This is a genomic window from Geodermatophilus chilensis (assembly GCF_002802985.1).
GTDB lineage: Bacteria > Actinomycetota > Actinomycetes > Mycobacteriales > Geodermatophilaceae > Geodermatophilus > Geodermatophilus chilensis.
Genome location: NZ_NVPT01000036.1, coordinates 1 through 24,875, shown reverse-complemented (window position 1 = coordinate 24,875; position 24,875 = coordinate 1). Strand labels below are relative to the sequence as shown.

The 24,875-nt window shown below is 73.8% G+C and carries 22 protein-coding genes; 16 read left to right on the top strand and 6 right to left on the bottom strand.

Features of this window, described 5'->3' with window-relative positions; genetic code table 11:
• Nucleotides 1–78 precede the first annotated feature (78 nt).
• Both CNO22_RS08310 and CNO22_RS08305 read left to right on the top strand, forming a co-directional pair.
• Nucleotides 79–735, top strand: coding sequence for an FHA domain-containing protein (locus tag CNO22_RS08310; RefSeq protein WP_100498912.1), 657 nt, complete (start codon nucleotides 79–81; stop codon nucleotides 733–735).
• 44 nt (nucleotides 736–779) lie between these two features.
• Nucleotides 780–2,306: a serine/threonine-protein kinase gene (locus tag CNO22_RS08305; protein ID WP_157936861.1), complete on the top strand. Its 1,527-nt coding sequence runs from the start codon at nucleotides 780–782 to the stop codon at nucleotides 2,304–2,306.
• Here the strand turns inward: CNO22_RS08305 and CNO22_RS08300 are convergent, their stop codons facing one another.
• The 3 genes from CNO22_RS08300 to CNO22_RS08285 all read right to left on the bottom strand — a co-directional run bounded on the left by CNO22_RS08300 (nucleotide 2,307) and on the right by CNO22_RS08285 (nucleotide 4,354).
• Nucleotides 2,307–2,513 (bottom strand): hypothetical protein, encoded by a 207-nt coding sequence (locus tag CNO22_RS08300; protein WP_100498910.1) that lies wholly within the window; start codon nucleotides 2,511–2,513, stop codon nucleotides 2,307–2,309.
• Nucleotides 2,514–2,550: 37 nt separating this feature from the next.
• Nucleotides 2,551–2,739 carry a hypothetical protein gene (locus tag CNO22_RS08295; protein ID WP_100498909.1) on the bottom strand — a complete coding sequence of 63 codons (189 nt, stop codon included), beginning with the start codon at nucleotides 2,737–2,739 and terminating at the stop codon, nucleotides 2,551–2,553.
• 1,036 nt (nucleotides 2,740–3,775) lie between these two features.
• Nucleotides 3,776–4,354: an MFS transporter gene (locus CNO22_RS08285; RefSeq protein WP_232806890.1), complete on the bottom strand. Its 579-nt coding sequence runs from the start codon at nucleotides 4,352–4,354 to the stop codon at nucleotides 3,776–3,778.
• A gap of 128 nt (nucleotides 4,355–4,482) precedes the next feature.
• On the opposite strand from CNO22_RS08285, the gene CNO22_RS08280 reads away from it, so the two are divergent.
• The 4 genes from CNO22_RS08280 (at nucleotide 4,483) to CNO22_RS08265 (ending at nucleotide 8,780) form a co-directional block, all read left to right on the top strand.
• Nucleotides 4,483–5,655: a Gfo/Idh/MocA family protein gene (locus CNO22_RS08280; protein WP_100498907.1), complete on the top strand. Its 1,173-nt coding sequence runs from the start codon at nucleotides 4,483–4,485 to the stop codon at nucleotides 5,653–5,655.
• 194 nt (nucleotides 5,656–5,849) lie between these two features.
• A complete protein-coding gene (locus CNO22_RS08275) occupies nucleotides 5,850–6,830 on the top strand; it encodes a substrate-binding domain-containing protein (RefSeq protein WP_100498926.1) in 981 nt (326 codons plus the stop codon).
• 70 nt (nucleotides 6,831–6,900) lie between these two features.
• Nucleotides 6,901–7,962: an ABC transporter permease gene (locus tag CNO22_RS08270; RefSeq protein ID WP_100498906.1), complete on the top strand. Its 1,062-nt coding sequence runs from the start codon at nucleotides 6,901–6,903 to the stop codon at nucleotides 7,960–7,962.
• 2 nt (nucleotides 7,963–7,964) lie between these two features.
• Entirely contained in the window at nucleotides 7,965–8,780 is an 816-nt protein-coding gene (locus CNO22_RS08265) for an ATP-binding cassette domain-containing protein (protein ID WP_100498905.1), read from the top strand.
• A gap of 244 nt (nucleotides 8,781–9,024) precedes the next feature.
• Here the strand turns inward: CNO22_RS08265 and CNO22_RS08260 are convergent, their stop codons facing one another.
• Together CNO22_RS08260 and CNO22_RS08255 are read right to left on the bottom strand one after the other, a co-directional pair.
• The gene (locus CNO22_RS08260) at nucleotides 9,025–10,212 is read right to left on the bottom strand and encodes a phytanoyl-CoA dioxygenase family protein (protein ID WP_100498904.1); all 1,188 of its coding nucleotides are present in this window, start codon (nucleotides 10,210–10,212) and stop codon (nucleotides 9,025–9,027) included.
• Nucleotides 10,213–10,315: 103 nt separating this feature from the next.
• The gene (locus CNO22_RS08255) at nucleotides 10,316–11,152 is read right to left on the bottom strand and encodes an aldo/keto reductase (protein ID WP_100498903.1); all 837 of its coding nucleotides are present in this window, start codon (nucleotides 11,150–11,152) and stop codon (nucleotides 10,316–10,318) included.
• Nucleotides 11,153–11,226: 74 nt separating this feature from the next.
• On the opposite strand from CNO22_RS08255, the gene CNO22_RS08250 reads away from it, so the two are divergent.
• From CNO22_RS08250 to CNO22_RS08210, 8 genes are all read left to right on the top strand, one after another.
• Entirely contained in the window at nucleotides 11,227–12,261 is a 1,035-nt protein-coding gene (locus CNO22_RS08250; RefSeq protein WP_100498902.1) for a LacI family DNA-binding transcriptional regulator, read from the top strand.
• 104 nt (nucleotides 12,262–12,365) lie between these two features.
• A complete protein-coding gene (locus CNO22_RS08245) occupies nucleotides 12,366–13,373 on the top strand; it encodes a Gfo/Idh/MocA family protein (RefSeq protein WP_100498901.1) in 1,008 nt (335 codons plus the stop codon).
• Nucleotides 13,370–14,407: a Gfo/Idh/MocA family protein gene (locus CNO22_RS08240; protein ID WP_100498900.1), complete on the top strand. Its 1,038-nt coding sequence runs from the start codon at nucleotides 13,370–13,372 to the stop codon at nucleotides 14,405–14,407. The genes CNO22_RS08245 and CNO22_RS08240 overlap by 4 nt, the downstream gene beginning before the upstream one ends.
• Nucleotides 14,408–14,657: 250 nt before the next feature.
• Complete coding sequence (locus CNO22_RS08230; protein WP_232806889.1) at nucleotides 14,658–15,686, top strand: LacI family DNA-binding transcriptional regulator; 1,029 nt, start codon at nucleotides 14,658–14,660, stop codon at nucleotides 15,684–15,686.
• 177 nt (nucleotides 15,687–15,863) lie between these two features.
• A complete protein-coding gene (locus CNO22_RS08225; RefSeq protein ID WP_100498899.1) occupies nucleotides 15,864–18,134 on the top strand; it encodes a cytochrome P450/oxidoreductase in 2,271 nt (756 codons plus the stop codon).
• Between the two features lie 17 nt (nucleotides 18,135–18,151).
• Entirely contained in the window at nucleotides 18,152–19,138 is a 987-nt protein-coding gene (locus CNO22_RS08220; RefSeq protein ID WP_232806888.1) for a Gfo/Idh/MocA family oxidoreductase, read from the top strand.
• A complete protein-coding gene (locus CNO22_RS08215) occupies nucleotides 19,135–19,962 on the top strand; it encodes a TIM barrel protein (protein ID WP_232806887.1) in 828 nt (275 codons plus the stop codon). Before CNO22_RS08220 ends, CNO22_RS08215 begins: the two co-directional genes overlap by 4 nt.
• 138 nt (nucleotides 19,963–20,100) lie before the next feature.
• Nucleotides 20,101–20,493 (top strand): tautomerase family protein, encoded by a 393-nt coding sequence (locus CNO22_RS08210; RefSeq protein WP_100498924.1) that lies wholly within the window; start codon nucleotides 20,101–20,103, stop codon nucleotides 20,491–20,493.
• A gap of 129 nt (nucleotides 20,494–20,622) precedes the next feature.
• Here CNO22_RS08210 and CNO22_RS08205 read toward each other — a convergent pair whose 3' ends face one another.
• The gene (locus tag CNO22_RS08205) at nucleotides 20,623–21,885 is read right to left on the bottom strand and encodes an FUSC family protein (protein ID WP_198588186.1); all 1,263 of its coding nucleotides are present in this window, start codon (nucleotides 21,883–21,885) and stop codon (nucleotides 20,623–20,625) included.
• Between the two features lie 140 nt (nucleotides 21,886–22,025).
• Here CNO22_RS08205 and CNO22_RS08200 point away from each other — a divergent pair, with 140 nt between their 5' ends.
• Nucleotides 22,026–22,805 carry a DeoR/GlpR family DNA-binding transcription regulator gene (locus CNO22_RS08200; protein ID WP_100498895.1) on the top strand — a complete coding sequence of 260 codons (780 nt, stop codon included), beginning with the start codon at nucleotides 22,026–22,028 and terminating at the stop codon, nucleotides 22,803–22,805.
• Between the two features lie 238 nt (nucleotides 22,806–23,043).
• Entirely contained in the window at nucleotides 23,044–24,519 is a 1,476-nt protein-coding gene (locus CNO22_RS08195; protein WP_269799576.1) for a sugar porter family MFS transporter, read from the top strand.
• Nucleotides 24,520–24,875 lie beyond the last annotated feature (356 nt).

Below are 24,875 nucleotides of genomic sequence, written 5' to 3'. Positions count from 1 at the left end.
GGGCCTACCGTGGACCGGCCCCGTCCACGCCATCCCGTCGGCGGGGCTCGGCGACCCGGTGCGCGGAGTGGGTGGGCGATGGGAACAGGGCAGACCTTCGGGGACCTGTTGCGAGCGGCTCGTCTCCACGCCAGGTTGACGCAGGAGGAACTCGCCCAGCGAGCGACCTTGAGCCCTCGGTCGATCAGCGACCTCGAGCGCGGGATCAACCGGACCGCTCGCAAGGAGACCGCACGGCTCCTCGCCGACGCACTCAGTCTCCGGGACCCGCAACGGGAACGGTTCATCGCGGTGGCGCGCGGGGTGGCCCCTGAGGCAGAAACCGAAGCCTTCCGGCGGTGGGCCGCCGAGGGAACCGGCACCCTCGAGGCCCACGTTGAGGTCTGGACGCCGTCAGGAGTCAGAGTCGTACCGCTGGTGAAGTCACGGGTGACCATCGGGCGCGATGCCGGCAACGACGTCGCGTTGATCGATGATCGCGCGGCCTCCCGGGTGCACGCCGTCCTGGAACGAGTCGGACAGGCGTGGTGCCTTCAGGACGCCGGCAGCCGGAACGGCACGTACGTCTGCGGTGAGCGCCTCCTGCAGATGCGAGCGCTCAGACACGGGGACGACCTGGCGATCGGCTCCTCGACGCTCGTCTTCCGGGAAGCCGACCCGACAGAGGCCACGCAGACCGAGGCGGCCAGCCCGGTGCCGGAGCTGACCGGACCGGACCCGGACGCACGACCATGACGAGCGCGACGGTCCCGCCCGGCACCGAAGTGGGGCCTCACGTCGTGGAGACCCTGGTCGCCCGTGGCGGGATGGGGGAGGTCTACCGGGCCACCCATCGCGGGCTCGGGCGTCCGGTGGCCCTGAAGCTGCTCCGGCCCGCGCTGGCGGAAGAAGAGGTGTTCGTTGTCCGGTTCCTCCGGGAGGCGCGGGTGCTGCAGAGCCTCGAGCACCCCGGCATCGCCACCGTCTACGACGCCGGTGAGGCCGACGGACGCTTGTACCTGGCCATGCGTCTCGTCACCGGCGCCACGCTGAAGGAGCACCTGGCCGAGGGCCCGTATCCGCCCGCACGAGCCCTCGCATTGCTGGGCCCGCTGGCCGAGGCGCTGGACTACGCGCACAGCCGTGGCGTCATCCACCGGGACATCAAGCCGTCGAACGTCCTCATCGACGAGCAGGACCGACCGGTCCTGGCCGACTTCGGACTGGCCAAGGCACTGGACGACACGTCGATCACGGCGAGCAGCCAGTACTTGGGCACGCCGCGGTACATGGCGCCCGAGCAGGCCGCCGGCGAGCCGGTCGGCCACCGCGCCGACCTCTACGCCTTCGCGTGCCTCGCGTTCGAGATGCTGACCGGTACACCGCCGTACACGCAGGAGACCTCCGTGGCGTTGTTGCTGGCGCACGGGCACGGCACGGTGCCGAGAGCCAGCGACCGGAATCCCTCCCTGCCGCCGGCGGTCGATGCCGTCTTCGACCGGGCGCTCGCGAAGGTCCCGACCCAGCGCCACCCCTCGGCCGGCGCGTTCGTCGAGGACCTCGCCGGCGCCCTCGCGGACGGTCAGGGACTCCGCCGCCGAGGCCGACGGCGTGTTCGGTTGCTGGTCGCGACGGCCGTCGTGGTCGCCCTCGCCGGGGGCGGCGCGGCGGTGGCCCTGACGCCGTCCCCACCGCCGGGCTCCGCGCAGCCCTCCCCAACGGCCTCCGCTCCGGCGGACGTGGCCCGCGGGGAACTGCTCTACCGCGCTGCCTTCGATCCTGCCGGATCCGACTTCGTCGATCTCGTGGGGCGCGGCACCGCCCCGGCGGACGGCGTGATCCGGTACCTCGACGACCGCATGGAGCTCGCTGCGCTCGTTCCGCAGACGTTCGTCGGTATCGACCTCAAGCTCTCGGAGCCGGTCACCACGTTCGTCGGCGACATCGACGTGTCCGTCACGCCCGGCTCCGATGCCGTGTTCTGCTGGGGTCTGCGCTGGGCGGTGCCGGGGAAGTTGGCCTATCAGATGTGCCTGGACACCACGGCCGAATTCGCACAGCTCAGCGTCTGGAACGGGGTGCATGACGTACCCATCAGTCCGCGTGTCGACGTGCCGGGACTGGCGACCGGCCGACGCGTCGTCCTTACCGTCGCCGTTCGCGAGCGCCACCTGAGCCTGTGGATCGACGGCCAGCCGGCCGCCGACGTGGAGGACCACCAGGTGCCGCCGACGCAGACGTGGCCCGGCCTCGACATCTACAGCCGGCAGAGCGGCGGAACCGTCGCCGTCCACGGGCTCAGCGTGTACGAGCTTGCCCAAGACTGATCACCTGGGACACCCGACACCGTGCGCCTTCGCCTTGAGGTGCTTCAGATACCTGTCCAGGACGGCGTCGACCCGCGGCCGGCAGTGGGCCACGGCGGTCCGGTGGGCCGGGGTGTCCTGTTCCTCCCGGAGCCGGGCCTCCAGGACATCCAGGCGAGCCCGGGCGAAGTCGGCGGCGAGCTGGTCGAGGAAGTAGTCCGAGATCATCGTGGTGCCCTTCCCGTTCGTCCTCGGTCGACGGCGGTCACGCGGCGACGCGCAGTCGGACGGGTCCGGGGCGGGCCCTTCCCCTGTCCGTCCCGGGGACGGCGGAGCCCTGCACCGGGCTGTCGCGGCGAGCGATCTCGGCGGCGAGGTGCCACGTGGTGCAGTCGGGGCAGTAGGCCATCCAGACGGTGGCGCGGTGGCGGGCGCAGCGTCGGTTCGGGGACATGACCGTTCCTCTCGTGCGTGGCGTGTCGGACGACGGGGGTCCCGCCTTGCCTCACTGCGCGCTCCACGCTGCCGCGTGCCCAGCGGCCGCACCAGGAGGAAGCACTCACAGATGAACCCACAGGATCGCCGCGGCCGAGCGCGCGTTCGGCTCGTCGCGGGCGGGTGGGATACCCGGCGGCGCCCGGGCATCCGAGCCACCGCAGGGAAGTCCTCCGGGGTCGGTGGCTCGGTGGGTACCGATGCGGTTGCCATCCAGGTCGTGCGCAGAGCCGTCGCCACGGTTGTGGGTCTAGGAGGACGGCGGCTGAGAAATGTCATTCGGCCCGAGGATCTCGCCTGTACCCACATCCCTGAGGACCCCACCAGCGGATTCCGCGGTACTCATGTCCACGCGGTTCCCGGTACCCGGGTTGATGCCGCCCGTCGTGGACATGCCGAACCTCGGTTCCCCCGGAGGGTCGTCGGAAAGTTCCTCCCGGGTACCGGATACCGCCCCGAGGCCGGTTCCGCCGTCGGAGGCGTCCCCATCGTAGAGATCGGCGTCCATCCATTCCCCGGTCAGGAGAGCGAAGACTCCACGGACCAGGGCGACAAGGCATCCCATGGGGCCACCTCCGTGTGCATGGCCGCTCTCTGGAGGGCGACCTCGTTCGACGGTTGCGCGGACCACGATCTCGGTACGGGGTCCGTCTCACCATGAGGAAGGCCCACAGACGAACCCACAGACCGTCCACGGATGGCCGTGTGGGCCTGCAGGGATCTGTCACCCCGGCATCACGTCTCTGGGACGACTGGAGTGGGCAGCGCACCATCGCCACCGCTGCCAGGAAGCCCCGTGGAGCGAGAGCGATTTCGTCAGGACGCACGAATGACCACGGCGCTGGAGGCTGCGACATCCCGACTGCGCGGCATGATCCTGATCCGACCGGATTCCGTTTCCGAAGACCTGTCCTCGGGGAGGCTACGGCCGCGAGGAGCGGTGCCGACGTATCCATTGACGACCGAACCCCCCACGACTGCCGAGCCGTGGGGGTTCATGTCGGTGTCCGAGAGGGACACGGTCCGTACGCACAGGTCTGTGGCCGCTTCCGTCTCGACCTGCCTTTCGGGGCGACTGCGTGCCCGACGGCGAGGACGAGGCACCGTGAGATGTCCAGCAGGCTCCCGGGGCGGGCCGGCCGCTGTGTGACCACCGTCACCGACAGCACGGCGATGGTCGACCGCGACCGGTCGCCCTCGAGGGCCTCGCGGGCGGTGGCCATGGCCAGCGGGGTGAGCCCGAGCCCAACGCCCTGCAGCGTGCGGCCGGCGATCAGCCAGCCCAGCCCCAGGGGGAGGGCGGCCAGCACGCCGCCGAGCGTCACGACCGCGAGGACGGCGAGCACGACCCGGCGGCGGTGCGGGCCGTCGCCGAGCCGCCCGACGACCGGCGTGGCGACCGCGCCCACGAGCAGCGTGGCGGTCAGGGACCACTGCGCGTCCGGCAGCGTCGTCCGCATGGTCTCGGCGACCGCCGGCACCAGGGGCGCGCCCAGGCTGCTGATGACGGCGACGACCGTCCCGACGAAGACCAGCACCGGGACCAGGGCGCGGGGGGACCGGGCGACCGTCATGGACTCCAGGGTCCCAGGTCGTTGCATCCCCCAACCGGTGGGCCGCCCCACGCGAGATGCCGTCGTCCCGTTGCGCCGGAGCCGTCGGCCCTACGCTCGCGCCCTCTGTCAGTGGAGGAGGGGCGTTCATGGGGACGACGGCGCGGACGATCGGCGTGGGGGTCATCGGCTTCGGGTGGATGGGCCGGGTGCACGCCCAGGCCCACGCCCGGCTGCGGCACCACTTCCCGGACCTGGGGCTGGTCCCCGAGCTCGTCGCGGTCGCCGACGACGTCCCCGGTCGGGCGGAGGCGGCCGCGGCCCGGTTCGGGTTCGCCTTCGCGACGGCCGACTGGCGCCGGCTGCTCGCCGACCCGCGGGTCGAGCTCGTGTCGGTGACCGCCCCCAACTGGCTGCACCGGGAGATCGGGGTCGCCGTCGCCGAGGCCGGTCGGCACCTGTGGATCGAGAAGCCCGTGGGGCTCACCGCGGACGACGCCCGCACGGTGGCCGGCGCCGTCGCCGCGGCCGGTGTGCAGGGCGCCGTGGGCTTCAACTACCGGCACGCGCCCGCGGTCGCCCTGGCCCGCCGGCTGGTCGACGAGGGCGCCATCGGCCGGGTCACGCACGCCCGGTTCGCCTTCCTCAGCGACTACGCCGCCGCCCCGGAGGGCGCCCTCACCTGGCGCTACGAGCGGGCCCGGGGCGGCAGCGGGGTGCTCGGGGACCTCGCCTCGCACGCCGTCGACCTCGTCCGGTTCGTCCTGCACGACGAGATCGCCTCCGTGCTCGCCGACACCGCCGTCTTCGTGCCGGAGCGGCTGCGCCCGACCGGCGCGACCTCCGGGCACGCCGTCGCCACCGGTGGCGTCGCGGGGCAGGTGGAGAACGACGACCACGTGGCCGCGCTGCTGCGCCTGTCCACCGGTGCCCGGGTGGTGCTCGAGGCCAGCCGGGTGGCCGTGGGGGAGCAGAACGCCTACGGCTTCGAGGTCCACGGGACGGCCGGTCGGCTGGCCTGGGACTTCCGGCGGATGGGCGAGCTGCAGATGAGCCGCGGGCCGGCCGCGCAGGACCAGCCGGTCGCCACCGTGCTGGTCGGGCCCGGGGCGGGGGAGTACGCCGCCTTCCAGCCCGGTGCCGGGATCGCGATGGGCTACGACGACCTCAAGGTGGTCGAGCTGCGCGACCTGCTCGCCTCGATCGCGGCGGGCCGCCCCGTCGGCGTGGGCCTGGACGACGCCGTCCGCACGGCGGTCACCCTCGACGCCCTCGCCGACTCCGCGGCCCGGGGCGCGCGGGTCGACGTCCCGACGGTCTGAGCAGGGCAGCGCGCGGCCGGCGGGCAGGCCGTGCTGGACGTGGGCGCCGGCGGGCAGGACCCTTGACGCTCCTGGTGAGCCATGCCACATTCCTCCATGTCACTATGTCCATACATGCGGACGAGCGCACCAGACGTCCGCACGTGGGCATCCCCGGCCGCCAGGACGGCGGCCCTCGCGACGAGGAGATCCACATGAGGACCACCCGCAGGTCGCTGCGCGCGGTGGTGGCCGTGAGTGCGGCCGCCCTGGCGCTGTCCGCGTGCAGCAGTCAGGGGGGCGCACAGAACGAGCCCGGCGGCGGCGGTGGGGGTGGCGAGGACTACACCATCGCGATGATCACCCACGAGGCGCCGGGCGACGCGTTCTGGGACAAGATCCGGTCCGGCGCCAACGCGGCCGCCGACAGCCTCGGCGTCACGCTCAACTACTCCAACGCCCCGGCGGCCGGCGAGCAGGCCACCCTGGTGCAGAACCAGGTCGACAGCAACGTCGACGGCATCGCGGTCACCCTGGCCTACCCCGACCAGGTCGGCCCGGCGGCGCAGAGCGCCGTGGAGGGCGGGATCCCGGTCGTCGCCTTCAACTCGGGGATCGACGACTACCTGGACTACGGCATCCCGATGTACTTCGGCTCCAACGAGCAGCTCGCCGGCCGAACCGTGGGCGAGCGGATCGGGGCGGACGGCGGCCAGAAGGCCCTCTGCGTGATCCAGGAGCAGGGCCAGGTGGCGCTGGAGACCCGCTGCGCGGGTGTGACCGAGGGCTTCCCGAACACCGAGATCCTCTACGTCAACGGCACCGACCTGCCCGCGGTCCAGCAGACCATCGGCTCGAGCCTGCAGACCGACCCCTCGGTCACCCACATCGTCACCCTCGGCGCCCAGGTGGCCCAGGCCGCCCAGGCGGCCAAGGGCGACACCGGCAGCCAGGCCGAGATCGTCACCTTCGACCTCAACCCCGAGGTGGCACAGGCGATCCAGGCCGGGGACATCGCCTTCTCGGTCGACCAGCAGCCCTACGTCCAGGGCTACATGGCCGTCCAGGCGCTGTACCTGAACCTGACCAACGGCAACGACATCGGCGGTGGTCAGCCGGTCCTCACCGGGCCGTCGATCGTCGACGAGTCGAACATCGACGTGATCCTCCCGTACGCCGAGAACAACACCCGCTGATGCGCCCCGTGGGGAGCCGGGGGAGCCCGGCTCCCCACGGGCCACCCCCCCGCCCCCACTTGGAGCAGTCATGAGCTCATCCGTGGCGACCCAGCCGTCCGCCCCGCGTGCGGCCGCCCCGCCGGTGCGCACGCAGCGGTCGCTCCTGTCGCGCGTGCTGGCCCGGCCGGAGATCGGCGCCCTCGCTGCGGCGATCGCCATCTTCGCCTTCTTCTACGTGGTCGCCGAGCCGTTCCGGACGCTGCCGGCGTTCGCGACGGTCCTCTACGCGTCCTCGACCATCGGCATCGTGGCGGTGGGTGTCGCGCTGCTGATGATCGGTGGCGAGTTCGACCTGTCGTCCGGTGTCGCGGTGACGACCTCGGCGCTGGCCGCGGCGATGCTGACCTACCAGTTCAGCCTGAACATGTGGGTCGGTGTCGTGGTCAGCCTGCTCATCGCGCTGGCGATCGGCTTCGTCAACGGCTGGCTGGTGATGCGCACCGGGATCCCCAGCTTCCTGATCACGCTGTCGACGTTCTTCATCCTGCAGGGCATCAACCTGGGCGTGACCAAGCTGGTCACCGGGGCGGTGGCCACGCCCAACGCCAGCTCGCTGGACGGGTTCGCGTCCGCCCGGGCGGTTTTCGCCGGGGACGTGGACCTGGGGTTCATCACGTTGAAGATCACCGTGCTGTGGTGGTTCCTGTTCGTCGCGGTCGCCACCTGGCTGCTGCTGCGCACCCGGGTCGGCAACTGGGTCTTCGCCTCGGGTGGCAACCAGGCCAGCGCCCGGGCCGTCGGCGTCCCGGTGCCCAGGGTCAAGATCGGCCTGTTCATGGGCGTGGCCTTCCTGGCCTGGTTCCTCGGCATGCACCTGCTGTTCAACTTCAGCTCGGTGCAGTCCGGCCTCGGGGTCGGCAACGAGTTCATCTACATCATCGCCGCGGTCGTCGGCGGTGCCCTGCTGACCGGCGGGTACGGCTCGGCGGTGGGGTCGGCGCTGGGTGCCTTCATCTTCGGGATGACCACGCAGGGGATCGTCTTCGCCGGCTGGGACCCGAACTGGTTCCGCACCTTCCTCGGCGTGATGCTCCTGCTCGCCGTCCTCGTCAACCTGTACGTCAAGAACTACGCCGCCCGGAGGAAGTGACCATGACCGACACCATCGCCGAGCACGCGGCGGCAGACCTCAGGGCCGGCACGCCACTCGTCGAGATGGAGGGCGTCGGCAAGGCCTACGGCGCCATCCGCGCGCTCGAGGGCATCAACCTGACGGTCAACGCCGGTGAGGTGGCCTGCGTGCTGGGGGACAACGGCGCCGGCAAGTCCACCCTCATCAAGATCATCTCGGGCCTGCACCCGCACACCGAGGGCACCCTGCGGGTCGACGGCCAGGAGCGGCACTTCAGCTCGCCGCGGGAGTCCCTGGACGCCGGGATCGCCACCGTCTACCAGGATCTCGCCGTCGTGGGCCTCATGGAGGTCTGGCGGAACTTCTTCCTCGGCTCGGAGCTGCGCAAGGGGAGGTACCCGCTGGCGCCGCTGGACATCAAGGCCATGCGGGAGGTCGCCGACGCCGAGCTGCAGAAGATGGGCATCCACGTCAAGGACATCAACCAGCCGATCGGCACGCTCTCCGGTGGTCAGCGGCAGTGCGTCGCCATCGCCCGGGCGGTGTACTTCGGCGCGCGGGTGCTCATCCTCGACGAGCCGACGGCGGCGCTGGGCGTCAAGCAGTCCGGCGTGGTGCTGAAGTACACCGCCGCGGCCCGCGACGCCGGCCTCGGGGTCGTCTTCATCACCCACAACCCGCACCACGCCTACCTGGTCGGCGACCACTTCATCATCCTCAAGCTCGGCCGCCGGGTGCTGGACAAGAAGCGCTCGGAGGTCTCGCTCGAGGAGCTCACCACCGAGATGGCCGGCGGCCAGGAGCTCGCCGAGCTCTCGCACGAGCTCAAGCGCTGATCACCGGCTCCGCCCGGCCAGGTCCCCCGGGACCCGGCCGGGCGGAGCCGTGCCCCGCTCCGCCCGGCCTCGCGGACGCCCGGCCTCGCTCCGCCCGGCCTCGCTCCGCCCGGTCCCGCGGCGATCATGAAGCCGGCGTGGCGACACGCCGCTGAGCACCGGCGTGTCGCCACCGCCGCTCCATGATCGCCGGTCGAGGGGAAGGCCCGGAGCCCCGGGACGGCGGGATCGCGTCCGGGCGGGGTCAGTGGCCGCTGGTGTGCCGCTCGGCCTGGGCGAAGAGCTCGGCGTCCAGCGCCTCGGGTGACCAGTCCTCCTGCAGCGCCCGCCAGACCAGCTCGGCCTGCGTCTCGGGGGCCAGGCCGCCGATCGGCTGGTCGCGGTCGAGGTCGGTCGGGAAGGCGTAGCCCTCGGCGGAGGCGGCGACGACGTTCCGCAGGGTGCGCTCGTCCGCGCCGGTGGTCTTCCACGCGCGCAGCACCGGATGGAGCGCCCGGCACATCGCCGTCCGGTCGACGGTCTCCATCGCCCGGCCGAAGGCGGAGGAGACCTGCAGCAGGTTGGCCATGCGGCGCACGTCGGCCGAGCGGTTGGTGCCGGCACCGTGGAACAGCGCGGGGTTGAAGAAGGCGGCGTCACCCTTCCGCAGCGGCAGCTGGACGAAGTGCTCGTCGAAGTACGCGGTGAACTCCGGCCGGTGGAAGGCGACGTAGCCCAGGGCGTACTTCTGCGAGTGCGGCAGGTACATCGTCGGCCCGGTCTCCACCGGCATGTCGCAGTGGGCGACCGCGCCCTGCAGGGTCATCACCGGGGAGAGCCGATGCACGTGCGCCGGGTAGGCCAGGGCCTGCTCCTCGGACATGAAGCCGAGGTGGTAGTCGCGGTGGGCGACCTGCGCCTTCCCCCCGGGGTTGACCACGTTGACCTGGCTGGTGACCTGGTAGCCGCGGCCCAGCCACGCCTCGGAGACGAGCGCGATCAGGTCGTTGCCGTAGTAGGCGGCGAAGGCCTCCGGGTCCCGGACGGCGAACTTGTCCAGCGCTCCCCAGACGCGGTCGTTGGCGCCGGGCGTGGCGAAGTGGTCGCCACCGACGACGCCGGCCGCCTTCTGCTCGGCGATCATCGCCTCGAAGACGGCGGTGGCGCGGTCGACCACCGCCGTGTCGGGGAAGGCGCCGGCGAGGACGACGATCCCCGGACCGTCGGCGAGCGCCCGGGCCAGCTCGGCCTGTACGTCCCGGCGCCCCTCGGGGGTGGCGACGGAGTCGCGCAGCCGCGCCCCGTAGACCAGGACGTCCTCCCGGAGCTCGTCGGCGGAGGGGTAGTCGGCCAGGTCGGTGGTCGTCTCGACGACGGCGCGGAAGTCCTCGAGGCGGCAGTCGTCCGCGGTGAACCAGCCGGGGGCACGTCCGGTGGGAGTCAGGGTGGTCATGGCGGCGTCCTTCCTGAGCGGGGCGGAGTGCGATCGAGCCTGACGGCCCGATGCCGGGCCGACAAGGACGTCAGCCCGTCAAGAACCCCTCAGGCCGGCGGCCTCAGAACTCCTCCCAGACGTCGGGGTACTGGCCGTTGACCCGCGTCCCGTCGGCGAGCGTGGCGAGGCCCGCCATGTCCTCGTCGGTGAGCTCGAAGCCGTAGACGTCGAGGTTCTCCACCAGGTGACCGCGGGACGACGCCTTGGGGAAGGTGACCAGGCCCTGCTGCACGTGCCAGCGCAGCACCACCTGCGCGGGTGTCCGGCCGTGCCGCTCCCCGATCTCGGCGAGCACCGGCTGCCGCAGCAGCTCGCCGCCGTTGGCCAGCGGCGACCACGACTCGGTGACGATGCCGCGGCGCGCGTCGTCGGCGCGCTGCTCGAGCTGCGGGTCCCGCGGGTGGCACTCGATCTGGTTGACCGCCGGCACCGTCGTGCTCTCGGCCGCGAGCCGGTCCAGGTGCTCGGGCAGGAAGTTGGAGACGCCGATCGCCCGGGTGAGGCCCTCGGCCAGCAGCTCCTCCATCGCCAGCCAGGACGCGACGTAGCGGTCGAGCCGGGGGAGCGGCCAGTGGATGAGGTAGAGGTCGACGTGGTCCAGCCGGAGCCGGTCCAGGCTCGACCGCAGCGCCTCCTTCGCCGAGTCGGACCCCTGCTCCCGGCCGCGCAGCTTGGTGGAGACGAACACCTCCTCGCGGGGCAGGCCGGAGTCGGCGATGCCCTGCCCGACGCCACGCTCGTTCTCGTAGCTGGCGGCGGTGTCGACGAACCGGTAGCCGACCTCGAGGGCCTCCCGCACGATCCGCCGGGTCTCCTCGTCCGGGAGCCGGGCGGTGCCGAGGCCGAGCTGCGGGATCGTGACGCCGTTGTTCAGGGGGACGGTGGGGACAGCGGTCATCCCGCCAGCCTCGCCAGCCGCCGGGCGCCCGGTCAACCTCGGCGATCCCTCAGGGACCCCTCAGACTGGTCGGCGTGCCGCACCCCTATCCGATCCGCGAGATCGCCCGCCAGGCAGGGCTGTCCGAGGCGACCGTCGACCGCGTCCTCAACCGACGCGGCGGGGTGCGGCAGAGCACCGTGCAGGAGGTGCACCGCGCCATCGCGGACCTGGACCGGCAGCGCACGCAGGTGCGGCTGACCGGGCGGACGTTCTTCCTCGACCTGGTGGTCGACGCGCCCGACCGGTTCTCCGCCGCGGTCCGGGCGGCCCTGGAGTCGCAGCTGCCGGTGGTCCGGCCGGCGACGTTCCGGGCGCGGTTCCACCTGGCCGACGCCCCTCCGGTGACCGAGCTGGCGGCCACGCTGGACGGGATCGCCCGGCGGGGGTCGCAGGGCGTCGTCCTGAAGGCCCCCGACCACCCCCTGGTCGTCGGTGCGGTCGAGCGGCTGGCCGAGGCCGGGATCCCCGTCGTCACGCTGGTCACCGACCTGCCGACCAGCCGCCGGGTCGCCTACGTCGGCCTGGACAACCGGGCGGCCGGGGCGACCGCGGCCTACCTGCTCGACCAGTGGCTGCCGGACGACGCCGCCGTCCTCGTCACCCGGGGGACCGGCACCTTCCGCGGCGAGGACGACCGGGAGATGGGGTTCCGCGCGACCACCCGGTCGCTGCGTCCGGGCCGGCGGCAGGTCGACCTGGTGGACGCCACCGGGGACGACGACGTGCTGCGCGGGCTCGTCCGGGACGCCCTCGCCGTCGATCCGGGCATCGCCGCCGTCTACTCGATGTACGCCGCCGGTGGCAACGCCGCGACGGTCGCGGCCTTCGCCGACGCCGGGCGCGCCTGCCGCGCGTTCATCGCGCACGACCTGGACGCGGAGAACCTCGCGCTGCTGCGGGAGGGGCGGCTGTCCGCGGTGCTGCACCACGACCTCGCCCTCGACCTGCGCCGCGCCTGCCACGTGGTCATGCAGGCCCACGGTGCGCTCCCCGGCACCCCGCGGTCCTGGCACTCGGGTGTCCAGGTCGTCACGCCGTACAACATCCCCCTCGAGGCGGCCCGTTGACGGATTGTTGAGGGACCCTCGACGTTGACCCCGCTGTGGTCGGGCCCACAGCCTGGAGCCGGCGCGGCACCGCGACGGGCCGCGACGGAGTCGAGGAGGGCGCCGTGGGGCTGGACGTCGGGGTCATCGGGGTCGGCATGATCGGCCAGGCGCACATCGGCCGGCTCGACGGCGGCCCGGGGGGCAGCCGGGTGGTGGCGGTGGCCGATGCGGACGTCGAACGCGCCGCGACCGTGGCCGCGCAGCTGCCCGCCGCCAAGGCCCTGCCCGGCGGCGAGGAGCTGATCGCCTCCGACGCGGTCGACGCGGTGGTCGTCACCTCCTGGGGGCCGACGCACGAGCCGTACGTGCTGGCGTGCATCGCCGCGGGCAGGCCGGTGTTCTGCGAGAAGCCGCTGGCGACCACGCAGGAGGCGTGCCGGCGGATCGTCGACGCCGAGGTCGCCGCCGGCCGCCGGCTGGTACAGGTCGGCTTCAACCGCCGCTACGACCCCGCCCACCGGGCGCTCAAGCAGGCGGTGGACGGCGGCGCGATCGGCGCCCCGCTGCTCGTGCACTGCGCCCACCGCAACGCCTCGGTCCCGCCGCACTACACGCGGGACATGTCGATCGCCGACACGGCCATCCACGAGATCGACGAGCTGCGCTGGCTGTTCGGCCAGGAGATCGTCGCCGCGCAGGTCTTCACCCCGCGGAGGAGCAGCCGCGGGGGCGAGCTGCAGGACCCGCTGCTCGTGCTGTTCGAGCTGGCCGACGGCGTCCTCGCCGACGTCGAGGTGTCGGTCAACGTCCACTACGGCTACGAGATCCGCTGCGAGGTGTCGGGGGAGACCGGCACCGTCGAGCTGGCCGACCCCGCTCCGGTGCGCCTGCGCCGCGAGGGCGCCGTCGCCGGTCTGGTCCCGGCCGACTGGCGGGAGCGCTTCGCGCTCTCCTACGACGTCGAACTGCGCGAGTGGGTGGACACCGTCGTCACCGCGGCGCCACCGCAGGGGCCCAGCGCCTGGGACGGCTACGCCGCGCAGGTCGTCTCGGACGCGGCGCTGCGCTCGCTGCACTCCGGGGGCCGGGTGGCCGTGGAGCTCCCCGAGCGGCCGGCTCTGTACCGGTGACGACGGACCCGGTCGAGCCCCTGCGGATCGGGGTCCTGGGTGCCGCCCGCATCGCCGGGCGGGGCATCGCGGTTCCCGCGCGGGACACCGGCAGCCGGCTGGTGGCGCTCGCCGCCCGGGACCCGGCGCGGGCCGAGGCGTTCGCCCGGGCGCACGGCGTCGAGCGCGTGCTGCCCACCTACGCGGACGTCCTCGCCGATCCGGACGTCGAGGTGATCTACAACCCGCTGCCGAACGCGCTGCACGGTCCGTGGAACCTGGCCGCCGTCGCGGCCGGCAAGCACGTGCTGTCCGAGAAGCCGTTCGCCTCGAACGCGGAGGAGGCCGCCGAGGTCCGGGACGCCGCGCGGGCTGCGGGCGTCACGGTCATGGAGGGCTTCCACCACCTCTACCACCCGGTGGTGCACCGGCTGCTCGACCTGGTGGACGCGGGCGACCTGGGGGACGTCGTGCACGTCGAGGCGACGATCGCCATGCTCTCGCCGGACGACGAGGACCCGCGGTGGTCGCTCGGGCTGGCCGGCGGGGCGCTCATGGACCTCGGCTGCTACGGCCTGCACGCCCTGCGCAGCCTGGCCCCGTGGACCGGAGGGGAGCCGGTCCCGGACGCCGCGCGGGCCGGGGAACGGGCGGGTGCCCCGGGCGTGGACGAGTGGCTCGACGTCGACCTGCACTTCCCGTCCGGCGCCACCGCCGCCGTGCGCTGCAGCATGGTGCACCCGGACCGCGACTTCTCGCTGCGGATCGTCGGGACCCGCGGGGAGGCGACGGCGCCGGCGTTCGTCGAGCCGAATCGCGACGACCGCGTCCTGGTGCGCACCCCGGCCGGCGAGCGGACCGAGCACCTGGGCACCCGGACGACGTACACCTACCAGCTGGAGGCGTTGATCCGGGCGCTGCGGCACGGGTCCCCGGTGCCGACCGGCCCGGACGACGCGGTCGCGACCATGACACTGATCGACCGCTGCTACCGGCTCGCCGGCCTGCCGCCCCGGCCGCGGGCGGCCTTCGAGCCGCACCGGACCGGGGCCTGACCTGCCACGCTACAGCTCCTCGGCCGCGGCGCGCAGGTTCCCGGTCCAGTAGTCGACGTCGTGGCCGAGGCCGACGGCCACGAACCGCCACGTCGGGTCCTCCGGCCACGCCTCGCACCAGCGGTGCGGACGGCCTTCTCACGGACGTGGCACGCTCCCGCGAGATCAGCGCGTGGCCCCAGCGTGCTTCAAGCGCTTCGATGAAGACGTCGACCACAGCGGGGCGCCGCGGTCGTGTCGAGGGAGGGGGGTGGTCGTCCTGAGCGCAGAGGAGTCCCCGCGTCGTCCCCGGCTGCAGGACGTGGCAGCCGAGGCCGGGGTCTCACCCGCGACGGCGTCCCTCGTGCTGCGCGGCGCCCCGGGGCCGAGCGAGGCCACCCGCGAGCGGGTGCTCGACGCGGCCGCGCGGCTGGGGTACCGGCCCGACCGCGCGGCGAGTCTGCTGGCCCGCCGGCGCAGCAGGCTGATCGGCGTCCTGATGGACGTCCGCAGCACCTTCCACGCCCAGCTGGTCGAGGACGTCCACGAGGCGGCCGAGGAGCACGGGTACGACCTGGTGCTGAGCACGGTGACCCGCACCCGGGACGAGGGGCGGGCGGTCGAGACGCTGCTCGACTCCCGTTGCGAGGCGCTGGTCCTGCTCGGCCCGGAGGCCCCGGCCCCGCGGCTGGGCGCGCTGGGCCGGGAGCTGCCCGTGGTCGCCGTCGGCCGCTCGGTGTCGTCGGCCGGTGTGGACGTCGTCCGGGTCGCCGACGAGGAGGGGGTTGCGCAGGCCGTCGACCACCTCGTCGGCCTCGGGCACCGCCGGATCGCCCACGTCGACGGCGGGTCCGGGGTCATCGCCGCCGGGCGGCGGCGCGGCTACCAGCGGGCCATGCGCCGGCACCGGCTCGGGGCGCACGTGCAGGTGGTGGAGGGGGACCACGGCGAGGCGTCCGGGGCGCGGGCGGCGCGGACGCTGTTCCCGTCCGACACGCCCCCGACCGCGGTCATCGCGTACAACGACGCCTCCGCCGTCGGACTGCTCGACGCGCTGCTGCGCAGCGGCGTGGACGTCCCCGGCGAGGTGTCGGTGGTGGGCTACGACGACAGCCCGCTCTCGCGGCTGGCGCACGTCGACCTGACCACCGTCAGCCAGGAGTCCCAGCAGCTGATGCGACATGCGGTCGCCGCGGTGGTCGAGCGGCTCGACGGCGGCCGCACCGTGCCCCGGGAGGTCGTCGTCCCGCCGCGGCTCGTGGTGCGGGGGACGACCGGTCCGCCGCCCGGAGGGGACTGACTCCCTCCGCGGCGGGATCGGCGACCTCGCACGCTCCCGGGGCCGTGTCCGTGCGAGATCGGCGATCTCGCCGGGCGAGGCTCGGGCTTTGTCCTGACAACCGGTTGACAGTGGTGTGGGTCACCCGCGAGTCTTGAAGCGCTTCAAGCCGAGTCGCTCCCGACCGCGGAGACCCACATGGCCGAGACCGCCACCGCCCGCACCGCCGCCCTGGACTACGACCCGTTCCGGCCGGACTTCTACACGTCCGACCCGTTCGGCGCGTACCGCCGGCTGCGCGACGAGGCGCCCGCCGCCCACAACGAGCGGTGGGGCTGGTACGTCCTGACCCGCTTCGAGGACGTGCGGGCGGCCGCCCTGGACGCGGACACCTTCCGCAGCTTCGAGGGCATGGACATCGACGACAGCCGCCTCGAGCAGGTGCCGCCCGGCTCGATCGGCAGCATGGACGACCCGCGGCACGCCGAGGTCCGCTCGGTGGTGCAGCCGTACTTCCTGCCCCGCCGGATCGCCGAGCTCGAGGACGGCATCCGCGCGGTGGTGCGCGAGCTGGTCGGCTCCTGGCGGGACCGTGGCGCGGGGGGCCGGGCGACCGTGGACCTCGCCCAGGAGCTGGCCTGGCCCATGCCCTTCGACGTCTTCTTCCACCTCATGGGCCTGCCGAGCCGGCACGACCCGGACCCCCTGGAGCGCGCGCGGCGCGAGCAGCTGGAGCACTGGACCCACGAGCTCAAGGACCGGATGCCCGGCACCCCGCACCTGACGCCGGTGGCCCGCGCGGCGACGGCCGGCGTCCAGCAGTACTTCATCGACCTGCTCGAGGACCGCCGCCGCGCCGCGCGCGAGGACCTGGTCACGGCGTTCGTCGAGGCCGACATCGACGGGGTGCCGTTCGTGGACGCCGAGGTCACACCGAGCTCCGAGGTCAGCGGTCTGATGATGATCCTCTTCCTCGGCGGGGTGGAGTCCACCGCCGGGCTGACCGGCACGCTGTTCAAGCTGCTCGCCGAGAACCCCGACCAGCGGGCGCTGCTGCAGGCCGACCCGTCGCTGGTCCCGGCCGCGGTCGAGGAGGCCATGCGCCTCATCACGCCGCTGCAGCTGACCGCCCGCACGACCTCCCGCGAGGTCACGCTGCACGGCGTCACCATCCCCGCCGGCGGCCGGGTCGTGCTGGTGATGGGTGCGGCCAACCGCGACGAGCGCCAGTTCCCCGACCCCGACCGCTTCGACATCACCCGCCCCCGGGGCCGGCACCTGGGCTTCGGGGAGGGCGTGCACGGCTGCCTGGGCGCGCCGCTGGCCCGGCTGGAGGCGCGGATCGCCCTCGAGGAGGCCCTGCCGGTGCTGGGCGACTACGAGCTGGCCGGCCCGCCGACGTTCTACCCGAGCTCGCCCAACATGTACGTCTGGAAGAACCTGCCGGTCACCTTCGGCGGGACCGGCCGTCGTCCCCACGTCGAGGCAGTCCACCACCGGACGACGTCGGTCACCCTCGCCACCGCGGAGTTCGAGGCCGAGGCCCGGGTGGTCGCGAAGCAGGAGGTCGCCGAGGGCGTCGTCGCCCTGACCCTGCGCGACGCCGGCGGCCGCCCGCTGCCCGCCTGGGAGCCGGGCGCGCACGTCGACCTGGTCCTCGACGGAGCGCCCACCCGGCAGTACTCGCTGTGCGGGGACCCGGCCGACCGCTCGGAGTACCGCCTGGGCGTCCTGCGCGACCCGGCCGGCCGCGGCAGCTCCCGCTTCGTGCACGACCGGCTGGCCGTCGACGACGCGGTGCGGGTGCGCGGCCCGCGCAACAACTTCCCGCTCGTGGCCTCGCCGCGGTACCTGTTCGTCGCCGGGGGCATCGGCATCACGCCGGTCCTGCCGATGATCCGGGCGGCGGAGGCCGCGGGCGCCGACTGGGAACTGGTCTACGGCGGCCGGCAGCGGGCGTCCATGGCCTTCCTCGACGAACTGGCGCAGTACGGCGACCGGGTGTCGGTCCGCCCCCAGGACGAGACCGGGCTGCTCGACCTCGACACCCTCCTCGGCACGCCCCGGCCGGACACCCTCGTCTACTGCTGCGGCCCCGAGCCCCTGCTGGCGGCGGTCGAGCAGCGCTGCGCCGGCTGGCCACGGGGGTCCCTGCACGTGGAGCGCTTCGCTCCCCGGCCACAGGAGCGGACGGCGCCGGACGAGGCCATCGAGGTCGAACTGGTGCGCAGCGGGCTCACCCTCACCGTCCCGCCCGGCCGGTCGATCCTCTCGATCGTCGAGGAGGCGGGCGTCGGCGTCCTCTCCTCGTGCGCCGAGGGCACCTGCGGCACCTGCGAGACCGCCGTCCTCGGCGGCGTACCCGACCACCGGGACTCCGTCCTGAGCCCGGACGAGAGAGAGGCTGACGACTGCATGATGATCTGCGTCTCCCGCGCCACCACCGCACGTCTGGTGCTGGACCTGTGAGGACCGACCGGCTGGGTGTGGCTCTGATCGGATCGGGCCGGATGGGCGCCTTCCACGCCGAGACCCTCGCCCTGCGGCTGCCGCACGCGCGGCTGGCCGCCGTGGTCGATCCCGCCCCGGGTGCCGCCCAGCGGCTGGCCGGCCCGCTCGGGGCGCAGGCCTGCACCGACGTGGCCCAGGCCTGGGCGGATCCGGCGGTCGAGGCGGTGGTCATCGCCGCGCCGGCCCGCTCGCACGCGGACCTGGTGGTGGCCGCCGCGTCGGCCGGCCGGCACGTGTTCTGCGAGAAGCCGATGGCGGTCACGCTGCCGGACGCCGACCGGGCGATCGACGCGGCCCGCGCCGCGGGCGTCGTCCTCCAGGTGGGCTTCAACCGCCGGTTCGCCGCGGACTGGCGGGCCGCCCGGGCACTGCTCGACGCCGGGACGCTGGGCACCCCGCGGCTGCTGCGCTCGCTGACCCGCGACCCCGGCGGGTTCGACCCGTCCCGCGTCCTGCCGGACACGATCTTCCTCGAGACGCTCATCCACGACTTCGACACGCTGCGCTTCCTCAACCCGGGGGCCGAGGCCGTGGAGGTCGCCGCCATCGGCGACGCCCTGGTCGAGCCGGCCTGGCGCGACCGCGGCCTGCTCGACACCGCCGTCGTCACCGTGCGCTTCGACAACGGGGCGATGGCGGTGGCCGAGGCGTGCTTCGAGGCCGCCTACGGCTACGACGTCCGCGGGGAGGTGCTCGGCTCCGGCGGCATGGTCACGATGGGCGACGGTCGCCGCAGCGGGATGGCCTTCTCCGGGCCGGTCGGGCGGCTGGTCGAGACCGTCCGCGGCGACCAGGAGCTCTTCCCCGGGGCGTACACCGCCGAGCTGGGCGCCTTCGTCGAGGCGGTCCGCGAGGGGCGCCCGGCCCCGGTGGCCGGCGAGGACGCCCGCGCGGCGCTGGCCATCGCGCTGGCCGCGGCGGAGTCGGTGCGCACCGGCCACCCGGTGCAGGTGGGGAAGTGACGCGGCCCCGTCCCGGGTCCCGCGCCGAGCCTGCGAGGGGTGGGGAGGACGGGGTCCTCCGACTCGCCGCCTCGGCCGAGATGCTCTTCCTCGACCTGCCGTTCGCCGAGCGGGTGCGGCGCATCGACGGCCTCGGCCTCGAGGTGGAGATCTGGGACTGGACGGCGAAGGACGTCGACGAGCTCGTCGCGACCGGCGCGACGTTCTCCTCCATGACCGGGTACGTCACCGGCACCCTGGCCGACCCGGACGGCGCTGCGGAGCTGCTGCGCACCGCCGAGCAGTCCCTCGCGGTCGCCGAGCGGCTGGACTGCCCGCGGCTGAACGTGCACGGCACCGGGCTGGACGGCCGGGGGCTGCCGGTGGTGCCGGCCGAGGTCGTGACCCCGGCGATGTGGCTCACCGCCGCGCGCACGCTGGAGCGGCTGGCCGCGCTGGGGGAGCGGGCCGGGCGGGTCTTCACCCTGGAGAACCTCAACACCGCCGTCGACCACCCGGGCACGCCGTTCGCCCGCGCCGCCGACACGATCGCGCTGGTGGAGGCGGTGGGCAGCCCGCACCTGCGGCTCAACCTGGACCTGTACCACGCGCAGATCGGCGAGGGGAACCTCATCGCGCTGGTCGAGCGGGCGCTGCCGCTGGTCGGGGAGATCCAGGTCGCCGACGTCCCCGGCCGGTGCGAGCCCGGCACCGGGGAGATCTCCCACCCGGCCATCGCCGGCGCGCTCCGCCGGCTCGGCTACGACGGCGTCGTCGCGCTGGAGGGCTGGGCGTCGGGGGACCCGGCCGTGGCCCTCGAGCGGTTCCGCACCGCCTACAGCTGACCCCCGCACGCCCCCAGCCCCGCCGCCCACGGCCGCGGGGCCGGTCGTGCGCTGCCCTCGTCTGCCCTCGACTACGTCTTAATGTCCTGACATAGTGGTGTGGTCCGCGCCACCCCGCCGCTCGCGGAGGAGACCGCCATGCCGCTCGTCCGGATCGACGTCGTCGAAGGACGTCGCACGCCCGCGGAGCTCCGTTCGCTCGCCGACGCCGTGCAGGAGGTGATGCTGGACGTCTTCGCGGCACCCCCCGGGGACCGCTACCAGGTGGTCACCGAGCACCGCCCGGGGCAGCTCATCTGCGAGGACACCGGCCTGGGCATCGAGCGCACCGAGGACCTCGTGGTCCTACAGGTGTTCCAGCAGGGCCGCTCGGAGGCGCAGAAGCGCGCCCTCTACGCGGGCCTGGCGCGGCGGCTGCAGGAGGCCACCGGCCTCGCGCCCAGCGACCTGATCGTCTCCGTCGCCACCAACACCCGCGAGGACTGGTCCTTCGGCCTGGGCCGGGCCCAGTTCCTCGAGGGCGACCTCTGAGAGAGGACCCCCCTGCCGGGGGCCGCCCTCATCTATCACCGCTGTCCCGTCCTCCTGGAGGAGCACGTGTCCGCACGGGTGCCGTCGAGCGCGCCGACGTCCGGCGCCGTCCGGGCAGCCGGCGTCCGCTCAGCCGACGTCGTCCCCGGACGGCGGACCGGTGCCCTGCCGGGCCGGCGACCGGCGGGCGATCCGCAGCCGCTGCCCGGCCGTGACGGCGGCCCGCCGGGCCCGGGAGGCGTCGGCGGCCCCCTGCGCCGGAGACCGCTCCACCGCGCCGAACTCGTCGACCATCCGGTCGATGGTCGCCAGCAGCGTCGAGTTGATCTCCCAGAGACCGGAGTGGCTGCGCGGGTCGCCGATCAGCAGGTCCTGCATCAGCGACCGGCCGCTGCGCAGCGCCTCGAGCGCCCCGGCCAGCCGGTCCGGCCCCGCCCCGTCGCCGTCCCGGGCGTCCTCGCCGTCGCGGACCCGGCCGTCCCGGACCTCGTCGACCAGCACGCGGCCGAACTCCTGGACCACGTTGCCCATGCGCTCCAGAAGGCTCGCGACGGTGCGCCGCACGATGTCGGCGTAGCCGGCGTCCTCCTCTACGCCGGTCCGCTCCCGGGTGGCGTCGTCGATGGCCCGGAACAGGGTGCGCAGCGACACGGAGGCGTGCTCGAGGGCGTCCAGGCCCGTCCGCGTCCCCCGGCTGACCGGTGGGACCCGCAGTGCCCGGAGGTTGAGCCGGCGGCTCTCCTCGGCGTGGGCCAGCGCCCGGTCGACCCGGGGGGCGTGCCGATTGAGGCGACGGGCGTCCTCCAGCCAGCGGGTCGACTGCTCCGGGGTCACGGGACCGGCGTGCAGGGTCGAGGCCGCGTCGTGCAGGAGGCAGGCGATCTCGTCGGCGAACCGCTCCAGCGCCTGCGTCGCGTACCGGGTCTGCACGGCGGGCGGGAACACCACGTTGACCAGCACGCCGACGGCCGCCCCGATGAGCGTCTCGACCACGCGGGCGGCGCCGACGGACTCCGCGCCCGACGCGCCGAGGACCAGCATCGCGCTGATCGGGACCTCCACCAGGTGCGGACCCAGCCGGAGCAGCTGACCGACCAGGATCGACGTGGCGACCAGCGCCGCGAGGCTCCACCACGTGAGGCCGACGACGGCGGCCAGCAGGACCGCCAGGGCCACGCCGGACACGACGCTCAGCACCCGCTGGACGCCGTTGACGAGGGTGCTGCTCAGCGTCGCCTGCACCACGAGCAGTGCGGTGAGCGCGGCGATCAGGGGTGGCGGGGTGTGCAGCCCGACGACCTGCGCGACGAGGAAGGCCGCGACCGTCGCCCCCGTCAGGCGGGCCGCGCGGAAGGCGGCCGTGCGGCCCCGTCCGCGGACCAGGAGGGCCACCGCGGCGGCGTGACCACGGACGGGTCGCCCGACCCGTCGGAGCCAGGGAGTCACCGCCTCATCCTCGGTGGTGCGGAGGGTCCCGGCCGGCCGGCTCGCCGCGGGGTGGGCGCACCGCACCGGCGCCTGGGGGCCGGGCCGTGACCGCCCCGGGACCGCGCCGCGGGGCGCCGGACCGGCGGGCCTGGATCCTCGGCACGCTGCGGACCGTCGGCTTCCTGTCCGTCGCCGACCTGGCCCGCCGGCTGGGGGTCTCGCAGATGACGATCCGGCGGGACCTGCACGAGCTGCAGGCGAACGGCCGCGTGCGGCTGGTCCACGGCGGGGCCGGCCTCGCCCCACGCGAACTGCGGCGGGCCGCCTTCCCGGAGACCGAGCACACCGAGGCCCAGGAGCGGGTCGCCCGGCACGCCGCCGGCCTGGTCGGCAGCGGGGACACCATCGCCGTCGACGCCGGCCCGACCGGCGTGGCGATCACCCGGGCCCTGCCGGCGTCCTTCACCGGCTGCGTCCTCACGCACTCGATGCCCGCGCTGGCGTTCCTCACCCGGGAGCGTGCGGGGCGGGTCGTCGCGCTGGGCGGCGAGTTCCTCCCGGCCCGCTCGGCCTTCGTGGGGCCGACGACGGAGGCCGCGCTCACCCAGCTCCGGGCGCGGACGTTCTTCGTGTCGCCCGCCGCCGTCGACGCCCGCGGCCTGTACGCGCAGTCGCCGGCGGAGGCCAGCGTGCAGCGCCGGCTCATGGACATCGCCGACGAGGTCGTCCTCGTCGCCTCCCACGAGGTGTTCGAGACCTCCGCGCCGGCACTGGCCGGGCCGCTGGACCGGCTGACGGCGGTGGTCTGCGACCGCCGGCCGCCCGCCGGGCTCGAGGCCGCGCTGGAACGGGCGGGGGTGGTCCCTCGTGTGGTCGGCCCCTGAGCCGGGGTGCCCGGCGTCCGTTCGTCGCCGGGTCCTCTTCCGCCGTCGTGCGCCCTGAACACGCATTGTGCGAAAGCAATCCGTGGATGTGCGATCCCGAACACCGATCTGTCTTGCGACTGCCATTCCGCCCGCCTAGCGTCGCCGTTCTAAGAACGGCGGGAGCTGGGTGCGCGACCCCTCTGTCAGCCATTCCGCACCCAGGCCGCACCCGGCCTGTTCCCGAGAAGGGGCGCCAATGTCGGCGATCCATTCCTCCCACGGCGGGCACTCCGGTCCTCCGTCCGCCGCCGGAAAGGGCTCAACCGCACACAACCGTTTTCTCGTCAAGCTGACGGTGATCTCCACGCTCGGGGGTCTGCTGTTCGGCTACGACACCGGGGTCATCTCCGGTGCGCTGCTCTACATGGGCGAGGACCTGGACCTCACCCCGCTCTCCGAGGCCGTCGTGGTCAGTTCGCTGCTCTTCCCCGGCGCGGCATTCGGTGCGCTGCTGGGAGGCCGGTTGGCCGACGCCCTCGGCCGCCGGGGCGCGCTGTTCGTCTGCGCCGTGCTGTTCCTCTTCGGTGCGCTCGTCACCGCCATCGCCCCGAACGTCGTGGTCATGGTCGCGGGCCGGATCCTGCTGGGCTTCGGCGTCGGTGCCGCCGCGGCGGTGGTGCCGCTGTACCTCGCCGAGATGGCCCCGGTCCACAAGCGCGGGCGCATGGTGACGATCAACGAGCTGATGATCGTCACCGGGCAGTTCCTGGCCTTCGCGATGAACGCCCTGCTCGACGCGATCATCGAGGACCCGCACGTGTGGCGCTGGATGCTCGCCGTCGCCACGGTCCCCGCCGTCGCGCTGTTCGCCGGCCTGTTCTTCCTGCCCGACTCGCCCCGCTGGCTGGCGGTCCGGGGCCGGCTGGAGGAGACCCGGCACGTCCTCGACATGAGCCGGGACCCGGCCGAGGCGGCGGAGGAGTACAACGTCGTCGCCGAGCACGCCCGCCGCGACGTGACCGAGGACAAGGGTGCGGCGCTGCGGGACCTGCGGGCCTACCCGTGGATGCGCCGGGTCCTGTGGATCGGCTGCGGGCTGGCCACGGTGCAGCAGGCCACGGGCATCAACACCGTGAACTACTACGCCCCGACCATCCTGGAGTCGACCGGCCTGGGGGCCAGCGCCTCGCTGGTGCTGACGATCACCGTGGGCGTGGTCGCGATCATCGGGACGGTCATCGGGATCATCCTGCTCGGCTTCATCAACCGCAGGCCGCTGATCATCACCGGCTTCATCGGTGTGGCCGCCGGGCACGCCGTCCTGGCGCTGTCCTTCCTGCTGCCCGAGTCGGGGTTCCGCAGCTACCTCATCCTCGCCGCGATGCTGTTCGTCGTCTTCTTCGTCCAGACGTTCATCGGCACGCTGGTGTGGCTGCTGCTCTCGGAGATCTTCCCGATGACGATCCGCGGCTTCGCGATGGGCATCGCGGTCTTCGTGCTCTGGACGGTGAACGCGGCCATCTCCTTCGCGTTCCCGCCGCTGGTGGCCGCGCTGGGGGCGAGCCTGACCTTCGGTCTCTTCGCCCTCATCAACACCGGTTCGATCGTCTTCGTCACGAAGTTCGCGCCGGAGACCCGGGGGCGCACCCTCGAGGAGCTCGAGGACAACTTCCGCACGCACGACGCCGGGCACCTGGTGCACGAGGCCCCGGCCGGCGTCCGGGGCGGCTGAGGCCCCCGCTCGCACCGACCCCGCGCCCGCCGTCCCCGGTTCCCCCGGGGGCGGCGGGCGCCGGTGCGTCCGGGTCCGAGCGCTCGGCGGCGACGGCGGCCGCCGGGGTGCTCCGCACCGGTGGACGGCGCGGGTGTCCGGGCCGGAGCCGGGCTCCCCGGCCCGGCCACGCCGAGTGCGCGTGGTCGCCGCCCCGCTGCGAGTCGTCCCCTCGGCGAGCGGCAGCACAGGCCCGGCATCCGGTGGAGGTGCCGACCGACCCGCGCGGTCCTGCGGGGGCGGCCGGTGGGGCTGGCTCTTATACAAGTCTTATGCTGCCGGCGACGCGTTACGGGTAGAACTCTGGAGGCCTCACA

Bases quoted from the DNA above. Each gene is read 5' to 3' on its own strand.
- CNO22_RS08265 (WP_100498905.1), top strand. From the start codon at position 7,965: ATGACCGACACCATCGCCGAGCACGCGGCGGCAGACCTCAGGGCCGGC.
- CNO22_RS08275 (WP_100498926.1), top strand. From the start codon at position 5,850: ATGAGGACCACCCGCAGGTCGCTGCGCGCGGTGGTGGCCGTGAGTGCG.
- CNO22_RS08295 (WP_100498909.1), bottom strand. From the start codon at position 2,739: ATGTCCCCGAACCGACGCTGCGCCCGCCACCGCGCCACCGTCTGGATG.
- CNO22_RS08225 (WP_100498899.1), top strand. From the start codon at position 15,864: ATGGCCGAGACCGCCACCGCCCGCACCGCCGCCCTGGACTACGACCCG.
- CNO22_RS08210 (WP_100498924.1), top strand. From the start codon at position 20,101: ATGCCGCTCGTCCGGATCGACGTCGTCGAAGGACGTCGCACGCCCGCG.
- CNO22_RS08280 (WP_100498907.1), top strand. From the start codon at position 4,483: ATGGGGACGACGGCGCGGACGATCGGCGTGGGGGTCATCGGCTTCGGG.
- CNO22_RS08270 (WP_100498906.1), top strand. From the start codon at position 6,901: ATGAGCTCATCCGTGGCGACCCAGCCGTCCGCCCCGCGTGCGGCCGCC.
- CNO22_RS08285 (WP_232806890.1), bottom strand. From the start codon at position 4,354: ATGACGGTCGCCCGGTCCCCCCGCGCCCTGGTCCCGGTGCTGGTCTTC.
- CNO22_RS08310 (WP_100498912.1), top strand. From the start codon at position 79: ATGGGAACAGGGCAGACCTTCGGGGACCTGTTGCGAGCGGCTCGTCTC.
- CNO22_RS08260 (WP_100498904.1), bottom strand. From the start codon at position 10,212: ATGACCACCCTGACTCCCACCGGACGTGCCCCCGGCTGGTTCACCGCG.
- CNO22_RS08300 (WP_100498910.1), bottom strand. From the start codon at position 2,513: ATGATCTCGGACTACTTCCTCGACCAGCTCGCCGCCGACTTCGCCCGG.
- CNO22_RS08195 (WP_269799576.1), top strand. From the start codon at position 23,044: ATGTCGGCGATCCATTCCTCCCACGGCGGGCACTCCGGTCCTCCGTCC.
- CNO22_RS08255 (WP_100498903.1), bottom strand. From the start codon at position 11,152: ATGACCGCTGTCCCCACCGTCCCCCTGAACAACGGCGTCACGATCCCG.